We start from the raw sequence: 14944 nt of genomic DNA on the forward strand, positions 1-14944 counted from the left end.
ATATCACAAGTTAGCCAGGAGCTGGACGAACAGTTCCCATTGAAAACCCCCTAGCTATAGAAGGCTCCAACCATGGCTGGTTCTTTCACCATTGAGGCATTGCTTCGTCCTGCCGTCGAGCTTTACACGGTCTGTGTCTGCGCCGCTGCAGCACTGCTCTGTATTTTTGCGCCCTGGGCCTTTGCACTGACTCCCTTATTTGGAGCGGTTTCCGCCTTTGGCTTTTTGATTCTTGGATATGTGCGCCTGAGACAGGCTTTGGTTGTATTGCGGTATCGACGCAATATTCGGCGTCTCCCCCACTACACCATGACCAGCAAGGACATGCCGGTCAGTAATGAACGCCTGTTCATCGGTAAGGGCTTTCGCTGGACTCAGAAACACACCCAGCGGTTGATGGACACCTATCTGCCCAAATACGCCGAGTATGTCGAGCCAACCTCGATCTATTCCCTGGCACGGCGCATCGAGGAGCGGCTGGAGTTCGCCCCCTTTCCACTCAGACTCCTGACCAAAGCCACCTCATGGAACGTAGCGATTAACCCGGTGCGGCCACTGCCGCCAGTGGGTGGATTACCGCGTTTACACGGTATAGAACCCCATGAAATTGACGTTAGCTTGCCGCTGGGTGAACGGGTTGGTCACTCCCTGGTGCTGGGTACGACGCGCGTGGGCAAGACCCGCCTGGCGGAACTGTTTATCACCCAGGACATCAGACGCACCCGTAGCCGAAGCCGGTCTCGGCGCCGCGTTCAGATGGGTCGACGCGTTCAGCCAGTCCATCGTAGCCAGCGCACAGCGGCACAAAACGAAGAGATGAACCTTGATCGGGAGGTGGTGATTGTCTTCGATCCTAAAGGCGATGCCGACCTTCTCAAACGCATGTACATCGAATGCATGCGTGCCGGCCGACTGGACGAATTTTATGTGTTCCACCTGGGTTGGCCTGACTACTCTGCACGCTACAACGCCGTGGGCCGCTTTGGCCGTATTTCCGAAGTGGCGACCCGAATAGCGGGTCAGCTATCAGGAGAAGGTAACTCAGCAGCGTTCCGTGAGTTCGCTTGGCGGTTCGTCAACATCATCGCACGTGCCTTGGTGGCCCTCGGCCGTCGGCCAGACTACGAGCAGATCCTCAAGCACGTGACCAACATCGATGCGCTTTTCATCGAGTATGCACAGAAGCACTTTGCCGAACATGATCCTAAAGCCTGGCAGACCATTGTCGAGCTTGAGGGCAAGATCGATCGCAAGAACCTCAGTTTCGCCATGAAGGACCGTCCACTGCGTGTAGTGGCCTTGGACATGTACTTGACTCAGAAGCGCATATCGGACCCTGTAATGGAGGGTCTGCGATCAGCAGTGCGCTATGACAAAACCTACTTCGACAAAATCGTTGCCAGCCTGCTGCCGCTGCTGGAGAAACTGACCACAGGACGCATTGCTGAGCTGCTATCGCCTGACTACATGGATCTTGAAGATCCGCGGCCCATCTTCGACTGGATGCAGGTAATACGTAAACGAGCGGTGGTCTACGTGGGACTGGATGCATTGTCGGATACCGAAGTGGCTGCGGCCGTTGGGAACTCCATGTTCAGCGACCTGGTGTCAGTCGCAGGTCACATCTACAAGTTCGGTATCGACGACGGTTTGCCCGGCGCCTCCGGCGCCAAGGTGGCGATTAACGTGCATGCCGATGAGTTTAACGAACTCATGGGCGAAGAATTTATACCAATGATCAACAAAGGCGGCGGCGCCGGCATGCAGGTCACAGCCTATACCCAGACCATGAGCGACATTGAAGCCAAGATCGGTAACCGGGCCAAAGCTGGCCAGGTCATCGGTAACTTCAACAACTTATTTATGTTGCGTGTGCGCGAGACCGCCACTGCCGAGCTGCTGACCAATCAATTACCCAAGGTTCAGGTGTTTACCAGCACACCGGCTAGCAGCGCCAACGATGCAATCAACGGCAAGACGGCCTTCACCTCCAACACCCACGACCAGATCCAAAGCGTCAGCGTGCCAATGATCGAGCCGGCGCATGTGGTTGCTCTGCCCAAGGGACAATGCTTTGCCCTGATCGAAGGCGGCAACCTCTGGAAAATCCGTATGCCGTTGCCGGCAAGTGATCCCGACGAGGTGATGCCTAAGGATCTGCAGGCCCTGGTTGAAGGAATGCGTAAAGGATCAGGAACCAACAGCGAATGGTGGCAAGCGCCGGGATATCAGTCACTAAGCGAATCGCTACCCGAAGACCTGGTCGACGATTTCCGCCTTATGGCCAACGACGACAAAGTCGCTTAGCGTAAAGGAGCAAAGCGATGGCCGATATCGCGGAAAAAGCCCAGCAACAGCAGGAAGGGCAAAAATCCTTTCTGGGCATGGTGATCTCAGCGCCCTTCCACTTTCTGGGGGTGATGTTCGGCTCACTGCTGGGCGCCATTCTCGTTGAGTGGCTGTGCATGTACGTGTTTTGGCATGATGCTGGATGGAGGCACGCCCAGCAGATGTTTGAGCATGAACTAGGCTGGCTGTCCCAGGACTTGTTACATAGCGTTGTCATCAAAGAACCGGGGCGCACCGCAACCTGGCTGGCAAAAACGACCTATGATTGGCTGATGGTAAAAAGCGGCCTGCAAGACAGCATTAACTCATTGACCCAATACGCTCGCTCCACGTCGCCGCAGCACGCCGGCATGTTCGACCTGCGCTACGAACTCGGTCGGGTCATGATCAAGTTCCAGGATTACGGCTTGGCCATGCTTTATACCGTGCTCACCTTTTGCGTACGAATGGTCATCCTGACACTGACAATCCCACTGTTTGCACTGGCGGCGTTTACGGGCCTGGTGGATGGCCTGGTGCGACGTGATCTACGCAAGTTCGGCTCCGGCCGTGAGTCGAGCTACCTGTATCACAAAGCACGCGGAACCATTATTCCGCTGGCCATCGTGCCATGGACAATTTACCTGGCTATCCCGATCAGCGTCAGCCCCCTGCTTATTTTGCTGCCGTGCGCGTTGTTATTGGGCGTATCGGTTTACATCACTGTCTCCAGTTTCAAAAAATACCTCTAGGAGCTGCCCATGCAGTGGACACAAGAACAGCAGCCCATCGTCGATTCAACAGCAGAGAAGCTACTGGTCCAAGCCTTCGCCGGCACAGGCAAAACCACAACACTGGTTGGTTATGCCACCCACCACGCCTCGGTGAAAATGCTTTATCTCTGCTACAACAAACCCGTCGAGCTCGCAGCCAAGGGACGCTTTCCTCGCAATGTGGTCTGCAAGACGGCGCATGGCCTGGCCTACGCGGTCTATGGCAGCCAGTACGCCGCCAAACAGACCAATAACTTACGCCTTACCGATATCGCCAGGGCCATCAACACGCAGGACTGGGAGCTGGTACGAGATGTACTGAGTACGCTGAACAACTTCATGGCCAGCGCCGATAACGAACTCGGCCGCGGACACTTTCCAAGGTTTCAGGGACAACGAATGCTCACCAGCGCGCAGGAACGATTTCTGGACAATGCGCTGGCTGTTGCGAAAGCGATCTGGAACCGGATGATCGACCTCCAAGACACGGGAATGTCTATCACCCACGATGGATATTTAAAGCTGTATCAGTTGAGTAAACCTGACCTGAGCCAGCGGTTTAAGGCGATTTTGCTCGATGAAGGTCAAGACGTGAACCCGGTCATTGCCGACTTGGTAAGGATACAGCGCATCTGCAAAGTAACCGTCGGCGACCCTCACCAGCAGATTTACCGTTTCCGTGGTGCCGAAGACGCTCTCAACAGCGATTGGATGGCCGATGCAGAGCGTCACTACCTGACCCAGAGCTTTCGCTTCGGTCCAGCAGTCGCGCATGTGGCTAACATCATACTTTTTTACAAGGGTGAAACTCGAAAGCTGCAAGGGTTAGGCCCCAAAACCCAGGTTAAACGTGCGCTTCCTGAAGACCTACCGCATCGCACATACATCCATCGCACGGTTACCGGCGTCATAGAGAACGCGCTTAGCTTGGTAGCGAGCAATCCAAAGATCTATTGGGTAGGTGGCATCGACAGTTATTCATTGCGCGACCTGGAAGACTTGTATCTGTTCAGCCGCAACCAAAACCAAGCCGTGCAAAACCGTAAGTTGCTGCGCGATTACCGGGACTTCTCGCAATACGTTGAAATTGCCGAGGTGAGCCAAGACACAGAGATGCTGCGATCGATCAAGATCATCGCTGCCTATCCCGATCTGCCTCAGCGCATCCAGACACTGCGCGCTCGGTCAGTAGACAACGAGTTGGATGCCACAATCACACTGACGACAGGGCATAAAGCCAAAGGGTTAGAGTGGGACTTTGTCAGCCTGTATGACGACTTTAGCGCTGACCCTCTGTCCCCCGATATCGATCAGGGGCGTAAAGACGATGAGCTAAATTTACTGTATGTGGCCGTGACGCGTGCAATGAAAATTTTGGCGCTGAACTCGATGGTTTTGTCCATCATGCAGCGCTATGTTGACGCTAGAACACCCAGCACCTCACAACTGATGGATAACAGAATAAACAGTGACAATTCGGTGTCGAGCAGCTAAAAATGTTTGGCCCGTCCGCTCTTGGACTGATACCGATCACCCTGGATCAAGATGTCGGACGGGCACCTACCATAGAAAATGTACAGGGTTCTAAATCTCATTTCTTATTGGCATGACCTGGTGTTTTCGAAAATCTGGCGGCTCCACACACCGAGAGCATCGCCATGAGCCACCGGGCATTTGAATACCATACCGAATTCGCTCCTCTGTACTACCTCGTCCGAACCAAAAAGCTCCTCATGTTCAAGTCCGAAGAACCAACCACCGATCCAGACATTCAAGGATTTCTCCAGGATCCTAACCATCAACAGCGCCTTGTCCAGCTAGGCCGAGAAGGTTGGGAACTGATCAGCGTTCAACCCGTGGTCAGAGGTGAGGTCAAAGTCGGCAATCAAAATGCTCAAGGCTGGGCCTATGGCATCGCTTTACCGACGGGCTACCTGCTGTTCTTCAAACGCACTATTCAAAGCGATTGCTAGGCCCGCTATGGCCTGAAGAAATCCTTGCGCCCCTGAATATGGTTTTCTTGCGGCGACCATAAATAGATCACGGCAAGCTGACGGCAACAGGAATGACTTGAGCCCAGCCGTGATCCAGACACTGCGTTCCACCGCACGTACTCGCCGACTTGCCCTAACAGGTTTGATCGTACTTTCAGGATTCGGCCTGCCTATCTCCCATGCAGCGGCCGCTTCTGCTTCCGAGCAGGCGAACCTGGACGTGATGATCCGCCAGTTGAACGCCCTGGAAGACACCGCACGTCGCAGCGCACAAATTGCTGATGAGCCGGGTAAACGCTACTTCTTCGATTACCAGCGCCTGGCGGGCGACATCGCCCGAATCCGCCATGGCTTGGAGGGCTACCTGACGCCAAGCCGAGCCCAACCTCGCGATCCAGCCGAGCTTTCGGGCCAATACACCACCGAAGGTCGCAAGCCATGAGCATGAACGGTACTCAGGCGTCCGCCTTTCAAGCGGCGAGTGGCTTCCCGGCCTCGTCGAGCTACCTATTTTTCGTCGGCGTGGCCGTGGCCATCATTTTCGTGTGGGGGGCTTGGGCCGTCTGGAGCTGCTACCGGGGATGGGCCACAGGCAACCTTGACCGGACGATTGCTTCGACCTCTTTGGTTCGCATCCTGCTGCTTTGCATGATCCTCACAGCCTTTGTTCTCAGTTGATTTATTGGAGATTCGTTATGACTTTGCATCAACAAACGCGCCGCTTGCTGATCGGCATTATTGCACTTCCACAGTTGGCCATGGCTGCCCTCCCTCAATCTCAGCCGCCCACACGCGGCGAAGGCTCTAACCTGATGCAAACCATGCAGAACTACGCCTTTGATGGTTTTTCTCTGCTCGGTCTGATCATCTGCGCCGTCATTTTCAGCGGGGTAGCGTGGCATGCCTTCGGCACCTATCACGAAATTCAACTCGGCAAGAAGAAATGGGGCGATCTCGGTGCCACGGCCGCTGTTGGTGTGGCCATCTTGGGTGTCGCCATTTTTCTGATCACCAAGGCAACTAACATTCTTTAACGAGCCTTGGCCATGACAGAACTCTCTGACGATGGGACGCTAATTTTCCTACCGGTGCGACTGAACAATCAGCCGGTCATCATGGGCGGCCTCACTGCCGATGAAATGTGGGCAACCCTAGCGATCAGTGCCGGCTCAGGATTGATAATTGGGATTCTGGCAGCAATTTTGACCCATATCTGGGCGCTGATTATCGCCACCGCCATGCTCTTTGCGATCCTTGGGCTGACCCTCTCCAGCCGTTTTTTACGGCGTTGGAAACGCGGCCGACCGGACACCTGGCTCTACCGCCAGATGCAACTGAGCATTGCACGATATCTTCCTACCTGGAACAAGGCCCACCTGATCACACGCACGGGTGCGTGGACCTGCCGTAGAACGGGGGCTCAATGACTTATCGAAAAAAAGTGGACGCCCAACTGTCCCATATCAACAGCCTGCGCCTGGTCATTGGCCTGCTGATCGCCCTGGGGCTGTACATGGCCTATGGCTGGCAGAGCGCACCGCGTGACCTGACTGTTCATGTACCTCCAGATCTACGTTCAGGTAGCACCCGTAAGTGGTGGGATATTCCACCGGAGACGGTATACGCCTTCGGGCTGTACATTTTTCAGCAGATGAACCGTTGGCCCGTTGACGGTGAAACCGACTACGAGGACAACATTACCCGCTTGGAAAGCTACCTGACGCCCAGTTGCAAAGCTTATCTGCAAAAAGACTTCGAACTGCGCCGCAACAGTGGGGAGTTGCGCAAACGCGAGCGCGGTGTATTCGAGATTCCTGGCCGAGGAATTGACGATAAATCAGAACAACATATTGAGCAGCACAGCATCAACGACTGGACGGTCAACTTGGATATCACCGCTGACGAGCACTACGGCGGAGAACGCGTGAAACGGGCACTAGCGCGTTATCCGCTGCACATCATCCGATACGACATTGATCCCGAGAAGAATCCTTTTGGACTCGCCTGGGACTGCTACAGCAGTAACCCTCAGCGCATCGAAGTCTCCGCAGAACCTGCCCGGTCGGGAGGCAAGTGATGATGCGTCGACTGCTGATTATCGGGTTGCTCATGCTCAACTTCTTCGGCATGGCCAACGCCGTCGAGATCTTACGCTGGGACCGAATTCCACTGGCACTGCCCTTGATCGCCGGCCAGGAACGCATTGTTTTTGTCGACCAAAATGTTCGAGTGGGTCTGCCCCGGAATTTGGTTGATAAGCTGCGCGTCCAGAGCACCGGTGGCGCACTGTACCTTCTGGCCAAAGAACCCATACCTCCGACTCGCCTGCAGCTCCAAAATATGAGCAGTGGCGAAATCATGTTGGTGGATATCATCGCTACAGAAGGTAAACCAAATCAGGCCGCGGCCGAGCCTGTAAAAATTGTTTCCGGAGAAGGTCCCTTGCCTCGTTACGGGCAGGCTAGCTCAAAGCCGACGAGCAGCCGCGCTCCGGCCCCCACGTCGGAGCCCAACGTTCAAGACGAGGATCCGCCGACTCCGCGCCGTGAGACGCCTCTGCCTGTGGTCATGACGCGCTATGCCGCGCAGATTCTCTATGCCCCTCTACGCACCGTTGAACCTGTGGATGGTATCGCCCAGGTCAATCTTAAGCGGGGCCTTAACCTCACCACTTTGCTCCCGACGTTGCCGGTCGAGGCCTCTGCATTAGGAGCATGGCGGTTAGACGACTACTGGGTGACGGCAGTGAAACTGCGCAACACCAGCACTCAGCACCTTGCACTGGATCCTCGGGAGCTGATGGGAGACTTCATCACGGCGACGTTTCAGCACCCTTACCTCGGCAACAAGGGTGATGCAAGTGACACCACAACGGTCTATCTGGTGACACGCGGCCATGGCTTGGCCGAATCGTTACTGCCGGCGGCCGTCAGCCAGATCGATCCGAAAGGAGGTCGCCGTGAAGAGTAATCCCCTGGTCAAATTCCTAGTCATCCCTTTCGCGATCCTGGCGTTATTTGTGGTGGTCAAACTATTCAGTAAGGACAGTTCTGAGAAACAGACTCAGGCTCCAGAAACGCTCGTGCTCAGTACGGGTGAAGCTAAAAAGCTTGGCGTTGACGGCGATACCCCCGGCGACACGCTTCGCACCATCGTCGTGGAAAGCAGACAGCTCAAAGACCAGGTCTCCAATGCGTTGAAGAACAATGATGAGCTGAAGCAACAAAACCTTGATCTACAAAGACGTTTGCAGTCGATCAACGACAATGTTGACAGCAAGCTGCAAAACGCCCAGCAAACAATGAAACAGGAGTCACAACAACAAAGCCAGACCATCCTGGATACGCTGCAGCAGCAATACAACACACTGAGTAACAAAGCTGCGAACGCAGGCTCTTCGAACGCTGATTTGCCGATCGGCTTTGGCATTCAGCCTGGTGATGGGCAGGACTTCAAAGGCGCGCCTGGACCGGATGTCGTCTGGATCGAGCCGCAGGACGCAACCCCTGTCGATATCAATGGAAAGCCCATCGCGGCCGGTTCCAATCAAACCGCCTCGGGATTCAACTTCCCAACCTCATTCGGCGAGTCAGTAGACCGTGGGCAAAATGCTCTGCGTACGGGCGCTCAGAACGTTGCGAGTGAGATCTCGCCACAGGAGGCCCGCAAACAGGTACGCAAGGTCTATACGCTGCCACAGAACTCCACATTGATGGGCTCTGTCGCGATGTCAGCTCTGATTGGCCGCGTGCCCATCGACGGTACAGTCAACGACCCCTACCCCTTCAAAGTGCTGATAGGTCCGGACAACCTCACCGCCAACGGTATCGATTTGCCCGACGTTGCCGGCGCCGTGGCCAGCGGAACAGCGTCCGGCGACTGGACTCTATCTTGCGTACGCGGGCAGATCAAAAGCCTGACTTTTGTCTTTAATGACGGCACGGTACGGACGCTGCCACAGCCACAAGAAGAAACGAATGGCAGTCAGAACAGCAATAACCAGAACAATGGCAACCAGAACACCATTCAGGGAGGTCTGGGCTGGATCAGCGACGCCTACGGTATTCCGTGCATCAGTGGCGATCGTAAAAGCAACGCCTCGCAGTACATCGGTTCCCAGGTACTGATTACCGCGGCCGGCGCCGGCGCTGCCTCCCTCATCAAATCTGATGGAAACAGCAGTTCATTTATAAATCCGCAGTCCGGGACCATCGGTTCTGTTGGCGGCTCGGGGAGTGATGCCATGGGCAAGATCATCGGCCAAGGCGTCAATGATGTCTCCAGTTGGGTGAACAAGCTCTACGGGCAAGCCTTCGCGGCAGTGTACGTGCAGCCCGGGGCGAAGGTCGCGGTGCACTTGGATCAGCAACTGACCATCGATTACGAACTCCAAGGCCGCAAGGTCAACTATCGCTCAGGAGCCCGTCATGCCTCGACTTCGCTTGACTAACTGCGGCCTCAAATTAGGTGCATACATCGTCATCTCACTCATTGCCTCGGGCTGCTCTACGAGCAAGGACGAACTACTCCCCCATGGCGACAACACGATGATGGATGTTTGGGATCAAGGTGCCAGTGGTTCAGGCAATAGCACGAGTAACCGTCAGTTGCTCGATGCACGACAGGATCTGCGTAGGCCTTTGCAACCTACCCAGACTGGGACCCTGGACGACACTGCCAAATTCACCCGCACAGCCCAAAACGAGATCTACAGCCAGTTTAAGCGCCTGCCCAATCCGGACCTGGTCATGTATGTCTTTCCCCATCTAGCGGGCTCAGACCCTGCACCAATTCCGGGGTACACAACAGTATTTCCACTGTACCAGCGCGTGCAATACGCCATGCCCGGTGAACGCACGGAGGCCTATTAATGAGGTTTTTTGAGCGGTTTAAAACACGACGTAGCTCAGACCGAGTCGAGCCGGACCTCGCCTCTAATGCTACCGAGCACGTCGACGTGCAGGCATCAGCGACTGAGTCTTTTGAGGCGGCGACCGAGCGGTATTTCGCACGCTTGGCTGCCATGGGCATTCCGTCGCCGAGTGACTGGCGTAACCCAAAGAAAAAACCAGCGACTACCGCTGACGTCGACCGAATGTACGACGTGAATCCCTCTTTCGTGGATCTTCTACCGTGGGTGGACTATCTGCCGGCGGAAAAAGCCATGCTGCTGGAAGATGGCGTGTCTCGTGCTGCGTTCTTCGAGCTGACACCGATCGGCACCGAAGGTCGAGATCCCGACTGGTTGCGCAAAGCCCGGGATGCCCTGGAAAACGCCCTGCAAGACTCTTTCGATGAGTTGGAGACCTCCCCGTGGGTCGTACAGTTGTACGCTCAGGACGAAACCAGTTGGGACAACTACCTGCAGCACCTGCACGACTACATCCAACCCCGGGCACAGGGCAGTGACTTCACTGAGCTTTACTTGAAGCTGATCAAGCAGCACCTGGAGGCTATTTCCAAGCCAGGCGGGCTATTTGAAGACACCAAGGTCAGCCAACTGCCTTGGAGGGGCCAGCAACGCCGTGTCCGCATTGTCGTCTACCGACGCACTCAGGGGGCACAAGCAGACGTGCGCGGCCAAGCACCTGCTCCCTACCTAAAAATCATCTGTGATCGCTTGGTAGGCGGCCTGGCGAACGCGGGCATTAAGACACATCGCATGGATGGTCACGCTATACGTCACTGGTTGATTCACTGGTTCAATCCACGGCCAGACCATTTCGGCCCTGCAGACGCTGATATTCGCCGTTTTTATGAGGTGGTTTGCAAGCAGGTGCCGGTAACGGAGGAAGGCGAGTTGCCGCTGGCCAGCGGGACCGACTTTTCGCAAAACCTGTGTTACCGCGAACCGCTGTCGGACACAGAGAAAGGCTTGTGGTACTTCGACGGTCTGCCCCACCGCGTGGTGATGCTTGATCGTCTGCGGGAAGCGCCCAAGACAGGACACCTGACCGGTGAAACACGCAAGGGTGGTGATGCGCTCAACGCGCTGTTCGACAAAATGCCAGAGGACACCATTCTCTGTATCACCCTCGTGATCACTCCCCAGGACATACTTGAAGGCCACCTGGAGCAGCTTTCACGCAAGGCTGTTGGTGATACCCAAGCCTCAATCCTGACTCGCGAAGACGTCGCTGTTGCCCGCCAGTTGCTTGGCCGCAAGCACAAGCTGTACCGGGGTAGCGTAGCGTTTTACCTACGCGGGAAAGACGACTTGGAGCTGCAGGAGCGCAGTCTGCAACTGAGCAGTGCCTTGCTGGGAGCGGGCATGGAGCCTGTGGAGCCCCGCGATGAGGTCGCCCCCTTAAACTCGTACCTCAGATGGTTGCCCGGCAATTTTGATCCCAATGAGCGCAAAGCACTGGAGTGGTACGCGCAACTGATGTTCGCCCAACACATTGCGAACCTGGCTCCTGTCTGGGGACGGTCGACCGGAACCGGGCACCCAGGCATCACGTTGTTTAATCGTGGGGGAGCGCCGATTACCTTCGATCCGCTGAACAAGCTGGACCGCCAGATGAACGCGCACCTGTTCATCTTCGGTCCTACGGGTTCAGGAAAGTCGGCCAGCGCAACGAATATCCTTAGTCAGATCGTTGCCATCTATCGGCCGCGCCTTTTCATCGTTGAGGCCGGCAACAGTTTTGGTCTGCTGGGAGACTTTGCCAAGAAGCTTGGTTTGACGGTTAACCGTGTCCGGCTCGCACCAGGATCTGGGGTTAGCTTAGCGCCCTTCGCCGATGCTGAAAAACTCATTGAGCCGACCGCGAACGTCAAAACGTTCAAGGCTGATGACCTTGAGGCCTCGGACGAACACCTGGCAAGCCAAACCGAAGACGAACAGCGCGACATTCTGGGAGAGATGGAAATTACGGCCAGGCTGATGATCACTGGCGGGGAGGATAAAGAAGATGCGCGCCTTACCCGGGCTGATCGCAGCGCCATCCGCCAATGCATTCTCAATGCGGCACAAAAATGTGTAGCGGAACAACGCATCGTGCTTCCAGAAGACATCTGTGATGCACTGCGAGAGATGGGGCATGAACCGGGTATACCGGCTGCTCGAAGCTCACGCTTTCTGGAGATGGCAGAAGCCTTGTCCATGTTCTGCATGGGCACTGAAGGCGACATGTTCAACCGCCCAGGTACGCCATGGCCCGAAGCGGACATCACCATTGTGGACTTGGCCACATATGCCCGAGAAGGCTACAGCGCACAGATGGCCATCGCCTACATTTCGCTGCTCAACACGGTAAACAACATCGCCGAGCGGGATCAATTTAAAGGCCGCCCCCTGATCTTCTTCACTGACGAAGGCCACATCCAGTTGAAGGTTCCACTGCTGTCACCCTACTCCGTCAAGATCACCAAAATGTGGCGAAAGCTGGGAGCCTGGTTCTGGATGGCCACTCAAAACGTTGACGACGTACCACCAGAGGCATCGGCCCTACTCAACATGATCGAGTGGTGGATCTGCTTGAATATGCCGCCTGATGAGGTGGAGAAGATCGCACGCTTTCGTGAACTGACCCCAGCTCAGAAATCGATGATGCTGTCCGCACGTAAGGAAAGCGGGAAGTTTACCGAGGGCGTAGTGCTATCCAAAAGCATGGAAATGTTGTTCCGGGTGGTTCCACCTAGTTTGTACCTGGCCTTGGCCATGACGGAACCGGAAGAGAAGAAGCAACGCTACGACATAATGCAGGCCAAAGGCTGCAACGAGCTCGACGCGGCCATTGAAGTAGCAGCAACGCTAGACCGCTATCGCGGTATCGAACCTCACATCATCACTTTTCCCGAGCAAGTCACGGCCTTGGAGCGCCACGTATGAGAACACTGAATTCCTTGACCCAAAACCTGATCGAAAGTCTGACCCAGTTGCTTGAACAGCCTGGTGAGGATGCTTTGCAGACTTTAGAGGTTTGCGCCCCCGTCCTGATAGAAGAACTGCAACAGGTCTTGATACGTGCAGTGGACCGTCGTGACATCGAGTCCCAGCTTCAAACGGCGTTGGCCAACTGGCTTCGGCAGCACCCGCAACCCGAGAACGCGGAGAGCGCGCTTCTTGAAGCCCTGCGCAAACAAGCGCTGCTGTCATCGAAATCCGCGGCAGAGGCTCAGAGCTGATGCGTCTTAGTAGGCGATGGGCAATTCCAGGTCTCGTTTTGGCAGGCGTATCGTTAGTATGCCTTGCCCTCATTAAAAGCGAGGCACAAATACCACAGCACACCGGACCTTGGGTGTTGGGGCCAGCCGATGCTCGCTGGACTGTGACAGAGTTTGCGGATCTTGAATGCCCGTATTGCAAGATCTATACACCGGCTCTGAAAGCCTGGGTTCAGAAGCAGAAGAGCGTGAACTTGCAGTGGCACCATCTGCCACTGGATTTTCACGGTTCGGCCGCGATAAACGAAGCCAAAATCGTCGAGTGCGCAGGAGAGCTGGGTGGCGCGCTGGCATTCTGGCAAGCCGTCGACCAGGTCTTTGAACGAACCCGTAGCAACGGCCTAGGCTTTAATGGTCAGTTGGACGTCAACGACGTTGGTCACCAGGCACTGATGGCCTGTGCTGCAAACAATAAACAGATCTCTCTACGCATCAGTCGGCAGGCAGAAGAAGCGATGAAGTCTGGGGTCACATCGACACCCACTGTGCTGATTAGAGACAACAAAACCGGCAGGTTTCTAAAACTGGAAGGCCCTGCCGATGATGTGATGTTGCTGTCGGCAATTGACTTGTTGATTCAGAAAAAAAACTAGTTGCGCACCTTATTTGCCCCATGTACACACGCGGCCGGCAACTGCCACTCATGTGCGAAAGGTGAAATGTTGGTTGTGTCGAGCCCAGGCGATTTAAACGACCGCCCACGCCGGCGTATAGAGTAGAGCGAGCCAACCTGCAGCAGCCTGGTACGGACCAAAGGAACAAGCGCTGCCTTCCATAGTTGACAAGTGCTTCAGGTCGTTTGCCGCATACGATGCAGGACGCAGCAGTTTTTTGTACCACATACACAAAGCCCACCTTTCGGTGGGCTTTGTGTGTACTGTCGTACATCCCTCGGCGAAATCAATCCTGCTGTAGGTTGACTCCTATCCAAGTGGTTAGTGGAACAATAGTATGGCTAAATGACGGCTTCGTCAACTTCGGCCCAATTTCATGTCTTTCACGTCGCCTGATCTTGCCAAGCAGACTGCCCTTTCCATGCCAAGGATGGGCACCTACTTGACCGCTTGCAGCAACAAGCCTTCGCCGCTGAGCGCCGCCATCCACTTATACGCTTGGAACGCAGCGATTTCGGCTGCTTTCATCCATCCTCTTCATTTCTGTGAGGTTGTGGTCCGAAACGCCGTATCTGAAGCTTTGACTGCTACCTATGGCGCTCACTGGCCCTGGAGCCAAGGTTTTTTTCTGAGTTTGCCTGACCCTGGTGGTTCAGCGTTTAAGCCGCGTCAAGCTCTGTTGGCGGCCAGGCAGAAAGCAGAACAAAGCGCTGGTGGTAACCCGCCGTCTGCGGACAAGGCGATTGCCGAAATGAGTTTTGCTTTCTGGGAGTCCATGTTTACTGCGCGTTACGATCACGGGCTCTGGGATAACCATCTTAAGCGCCTGTTCCCACACGCTCCGGCTGCTCTTCCTTATCACAAGCTACGCGCGGAAATTCGAAACGCCTTGGAGGCGACCCGAAAATTTCGCAATCGCATTGCCCACCATGAGCCCATCTTCGCACGCCAACTCGCGCAGGACTACGCGCTGATATATAGGGTCGTCAGATATCGCTGCGACCAGACTGCTGCCTGGATGTCCCAGACTCAGACGGTCAATGCGGTGTTGGCTACCAAACCCTGA

General features: G+C 55.3%; 16 protein-coding genes. All 16 read left to right on the forward strand.

Annotation, left to right across the window (positions count from 1 at the left end):
• The first annotated feature begins 72 nt into the window (after window positions 1-72).
• On the forward strand, window positions 73-2307 hold the full coding sequence (traD, locus tag P2T68_RS29590) for a type IV conjugative transfer system coupling protein TraD (RefSeq protein ID WP_056791246.1): 2235 nt from the start codon (window positions 73-75) through the stop codon (window positions 2305-2307).
• A gap of 17 nt (window positions 2308-2324) precedes the next feature.
• Entirely contained in the window at window positions 2325-3080 is a 756-nt protein-coding gene (locus tag P2T68_RS29595; protein WP_056791243.1) for a TIGR03747 family integrating conjugative element membrane protein, read from the forward strand.
• Between the two features lie 9 nt (window positions 3081-3089).
• Window positions 3090-4595, forward strand: coding sequence for a UvrD-helicase domain-containing protein (locus P2T68_RS29600; protein ID WP_056791239.1), 1506 nt, complete (start codon window positions 3090-3092; stop codon window positions 4593-4595).
• A gap of 239 nt (window positions 4596-4834) precedes the next feature.
• Window positions 4835-5074 (forward strand): hypothetical protein, encoded by a 240-nt coding sequence (locus tag P2T68_RS29605; RefSeq protein WP_232925740.1) that lies wholly within the window; start codon window positions 4835-4837, stop codon window positions 5072-5074.
• Window positions 5075-5237: 163 nt separating this feature from the next.
• Window positions 5238-5537, forward strand: coding sequence for an RAQPRD family integrative conjugative element protein (locus P2T68_RS29610; protein WP_232925741.1), 300 nt, complete (start codon window positions 5238-5240; stop codon window positions 5535-5537).
• Window positions 5534-5773: a TIGR03758 family integrating conjugative element protein gene (locus P2T68_RS29615; RefSeq protein ID WP_056791233.1), complete on the forward strand. Its 240-nt coding sequence runs from the start codon at window positions 5534-5536 to the stop codon at window positions 5771-5773. Before P2T68_RS29610 ends, P2T68_RS29615 begins: the two co-directional genes overlap by 4 nt.
• A gap of 17 nt (window positions 5774-5790) precedes the next feature.
• Window positions 5791-6129, forward strand: a complete 339-nt coding sequence (locus P2T68_RS29620) for a TIGR03745 family integrating conjugative element membrane protein (RefSeq protein ID WP_056791230.1) — start codon at window positions 5791-5793, stop codon at window positions 6127-6129.
• Between the two features lie 12 nt (window positions 6130-6141).
• Complete coding sequence (locus P2T68_RS29625; protein WP_056791228.1) at window positions 6142-6522, forward strand: TIGR03750 family conjugal transfer protein; 381 nt, start codon at window positions 6142-6144, stop codon at window positions 6520-6522.
• Window positions 6519-7172, forward strand: a complete 654-nt coding sequence (locus tag P2T68_RS29630) for a PFL_4703 family integrating conjugative element protein (protein ID WP_056791225.1) — start codon at window positions 6519-6521, stop codon at window positions 7170-7172. The genes P2T68_RS29625 and P2T68_RS29630 overlap by 4 nt, the downstream gene beginning before the upstream one ends.
• Entirely contained in the window at window positions 7172-8065 is an 894-nt protein-coding gene (locus tag P2T68_RS29635; protein WP_093235602.1) for a TIGR03749 family integrating conjugative element protein, read from the forward strand. Before P2T68_RS29630 ends, P2T68_RS29635 begins: the two co-directional genes overlap by 1 nt.
• A complete protein-coding gene (locus P2T68_RS29640) occupies window positions 8055-9545 on the forward strand; it encodes a TIGR03752 family integrating conjugative element protein (RefSeq protein ID WP_056791222.1) in 1491 nt (496 codons plus the stop codon). The genes P2T68_RS29635 and P2T68_RS29640 overlap by 11 nt, the downstream gene beginning before the upstream one ends.
• Complete coding sequence (locus tag P2T68_RS29645) at window positions 9523-9966, forward strand: TIGR03751 family conjugal transfer lipoprotein (RefSeq protein WP_050513954.1); 444 nt, start codon at window positions 9523-9525, stop codon at window positions 9964-9966. Before P2T68_RS29640 ends, P2T68_RS29645 begins: the two co-directional genes overlap by 23 nt.
• Window positions 9966-12929 (forward strand): conjugative transfer ATPase, encoded by a 2964-nt coding sequence (locus P2T68_RS29650; RefSeq protein ID WP_056791219.1) that lies wholly within the window; start codon window positions 9966-9968, stop codon window positions 12927-12929. The genes P2T68_RS29645 and P2T68_RS29650 overlap by 1 nt, the downstream gene beginning before the upstream one ends.
• Window positions 12926-13225 (forward strand): hypothetical protein, encoded by a 300-nt coding sequence (locus P2T68_RS29655; RefSeq protein ID WP_044275376.1) that lies wholly within the window; start codon window positions 12926-12928, stop codon window positions 13223-13225. Before P2T68_RS29650 ends, P2T68_RS29655 begins: the two co-directional genes overlap by 4 nt.
• A complete protein-coding gene (locus P2T68_RS29660; protein WP_044275375.1) occupies window positions 13225-13857 on the forward strand; it encodes a thioredoxin domain-containing protein in 633 nt (210 codons plus the stop codon). Before P2T68_RS29655 ends, P2T68_RS29660 begins: the two co-directional genes overlap by 1 nt.
• Before the next feature lie 397 nt (window positions 13858-14254).
• Window positions 14255-14944, forward strand: coding sequence for a hypothetical protein (locus tag P2T68_RS29665; RefSeq protein WP_052439838.1), 690 nt, complete (start codon window positions 14255-14257; stop codon window positions 14942-14944).

The organism is Pseudomonas sp. G11, assembly GCF_029457515.1.
Classification (GTDB): Bacteria; Pseudomonadota; Gammaproteobacteria; order Pseudomonadales; family Pseudomonadaceae; genus Aquipseudomonas; species Aquipseudomonas gorinensis.